The sequence below is a fragment of the Sinorhizobium glycinis genome (genome assembly GCF_001651865.1).
Classification (GTDB): domain Bacteria; phylum Pseudomonadota; class Alphaproteobacteria; order Rhizobiales; family Rhizobiaceae; genus Sinorhizobium; species Sinorhizobium glycinis.
On sequence record NZ_LPUX01000016.1, the window covers coordinates 1 to 2,635 of the forward strand.

General features: G+C 62.5%; 2 protein-coding genes. Both read left to right on the forward strand.

Features of this window, described 5'->3' with window-relative positions; genetic code table 11:
• Window positions 1–179: 179 nt before the first annotated feature.
• On the forward strand, window positions 180–1,694 hold the full coding sequence (gene istA / locus AU381_RS00115) for an IS21 family transposase (protein ID WP_014331811.1): 1,515 nt from the start codon (window positions 180–182) through the stop codon (window positions 1,692–1,694).
• A complete protein-coding gene (gene istB, locus AU381_RS00120; protein WP_014328473.1) occupies window positions 1,691–2,611 on the forward strand; it encodes an IS21-like element helper ATPase IstB in 921 nt (306 codons plus the stop codon). The genes istA and istB overlap by 4 nt, the downstream gene beginning before the upstream one ends.
• Window positions 2,612–2,635 lie beyond the last annotated feature (24 nt).

Here is a 2,635-nt window from a genome sequence, read left to right on the forward strand (position 1 = left end):
CTGCAGCGCGACAACCAAGATGAGACGAAGCGTCAATCAAGATGAGACTCGGCAGCAGCGGTGGAACGCAGAGAGGGCGTAGCCCGAACGGAGTTCTACCGCTGCTGCCGCGCCGATTCATCTGGTGATTGCGGTTCGACCGGTACGTTGGGTTCTTCGAAGAACGGGGAACCACCTTTGTGCCAGGTCGTCACATAACCGATCATCAGATGAGGCTTTTCATGAAGTTACGACAAGAGCACAGGGTTGAGGTCGCCGCCGCGAAGGCGTCGCTCAGCAGAGCAACGGCCTATCGCATCGAGAAGAACGCGCAACTGCCATCACAAGTGAAGAAGCCGCGCGGCCGTCGGCGTCCCGATCCACTCGCCGACATCTTCGATGCCGAGGTCGTGCCGCTGCTGAAGGCGGCACCTGGCATTCGTCCGGTCGCCGTCTTCGATGAGATGTTGCGCCGCCATCCTGAGCTCAGCGAAGGCGTTCGCCGGACAATGGAACGGCGGATCCGTGCCTGGCGGGCCATCAATGGCGACGAGCAGGAAGTCATCTTTCGCCAGGTTCATGAGCCCGGCCGACTGGGGCTTTCCGACTTCACCAACATGAACGAACTGGGGATCACGATCGCAGGCCAGCCGCTCGATCACCTGCTTTATCACTTCCGGCTCGCCTATTCCGGCTTCGAACACGCCCACGTCGTCCTCGGTGGCGAAAGCTTCGTGGCGCTGGCCGAAGGGCTGCAGAACGCTCTCTGGTTCCTCGGCGGCGCGCCGCTTTACCATCGCAGCGACAGCCTGTCGGCGGCCTTCCGCAATCTCGATGCCGATGCCAAGGAGGACCAGACGCGGCGCTACGCAGAGCTTTGCGCGCACTACCGAATGACGCCGACCCGCAACAACAAGGGCATTGCCCACGAGAACGGTGCGATTGAGAGCCCGCATGGCCACCTCAAGAATGCGATCCGCGATGCCCTGCTGCTGCGCGGCACCCGTGACTTCGACGATCTCGATGGCTATCGCGGCTTCATCGATGAGATCGTCAGCCGGCGTAATGCCCGCTATGGCAAGCGCATCGACGCCGAGCGGGCGGCGCTGCAGCCGTTGCCGGGAACGCGCACCAGCGATTTTGAGGAGGTTGTCGTGCGGGTCTCGCGCAGCGGCGGCTTCACCTTGCGCAAGGTCTTTTACACCGTGCCATCACGGCTCATCGGGCACCGGCTGCGCGTGCGCCTTTACGACGAGCGTCTTGACCTCTTTATCGGCGGCACGCATCTGATGACCCTCCAAAGAGGGCGTGCACATGCCAGCGGCAAGCACGACCAGGTGGTCGATTATCGGCATGTCATCCATTCGCTGCGCAAAAAGCCGATGGCGCTCCTTCAGCTTGTCTATCGCGACAAGCTGTTTCCGCGGCAGGAATACCGAAGGGCCTTCGAGACCCTGCTCGACCGGCTTTCCGACAAGCAGGCCTGCAAGATCACCGTCGAGCTCCTGGCCTTGGCCCACGATCGGGGCTGCGAGCGGGAACTGGCAGAGCGGCTCGCTAAAACACTCGATGCGGGCGAACTGCCGGACATCATCGCGCTGAGGACTTTCTTCGCGCCCGATCCGGCACAGTTGCCCACCGTCAACGTTCGTCTCGCCTCCCTCCAGGGCTATGAGGCCCTGATCGACGCGCGTCATCTGGAGGACGCCGCATGAGAAACGCCCCTGCCATCGACGCCGCCACGCTCAGCACGCTGCTCAATGAACTCCGCCTGCCGGCCATCAAGGTCCTTTGGCCGGACTTTGCCGAACGGGCCGACAAGGAAGGCTGGCCAGCGGCCCGGTTCCTGTCGGTGATCGCCGAACACGAACTGGCCGAACGCGATCGCCGCCGCATCGAACGCCATCTCGCCGAGGCCCGATTGCCACCGGGAAAGACGCTCGACAGCTTTGCTTTCGACGCCGTGCCGATGGTCTCCAAGGCACAGGTCATGGCGATCGCCGCCGGCGATAGCTGGCTCGCCAAGGGAGCGAACATCCTCTTGTTCGGCCCGCCCGGTGGCGGCAAGAGCCATCTCGCCGCCGCAATCGGCCTCGCGCTCATCGAGAACGGTTGGCGGGTGCTGTTCATGCGTACGACCGAGCTCGTTCAGAAGCTGCAGGTGGCACGTCGTGAACTCCAGCTCGAATCCGCCATCGCCAAGCTCGACAAGTTCGATCTGCTCATCCTCGACGATCTCGCCTATGTGACCAAGGACCAGGCGGAAACGAGCGTGCTCTTCGAGCTCATCTCCGCGCGCTACGAGCGGCGATCGATCATGATCACCGCCAACCAGCCCTTCGGCGAATGGAACAGGGTCTTCCCCGATCCCGCCATGACACTCGCCGCCGTCGATCGTCTCGTCCACCACGCGACCATCTTTGAGATGAATGTCGAAAGCTACCGGCGTCGATCCGCGATGGAAGCCAAACGCCAGCGCGGCAGGCCGGCTTCCTTCGCGACAATCAGAAACGCCGCCGAGATCGACGCTGCGCGACAATCAGAAACCAACGAAGCCCTTGCCAGCGACAATCACGATGATACCGTCGCCGACAACCGCGACACCAGAATCTCATCCAGATTGTCGCGCTGATCTCAGCCAGATTGTCGCTCTACA

What these genes read in the sequence shown, in the direction of transcription:
- istB (WP_014328473.1), top strand. Translation starts at nt 1,691, where the DNA reads ATGAGAAACGCCCCTGCCATCGACGCCGCCACGCTCAGCACGCTGCTC.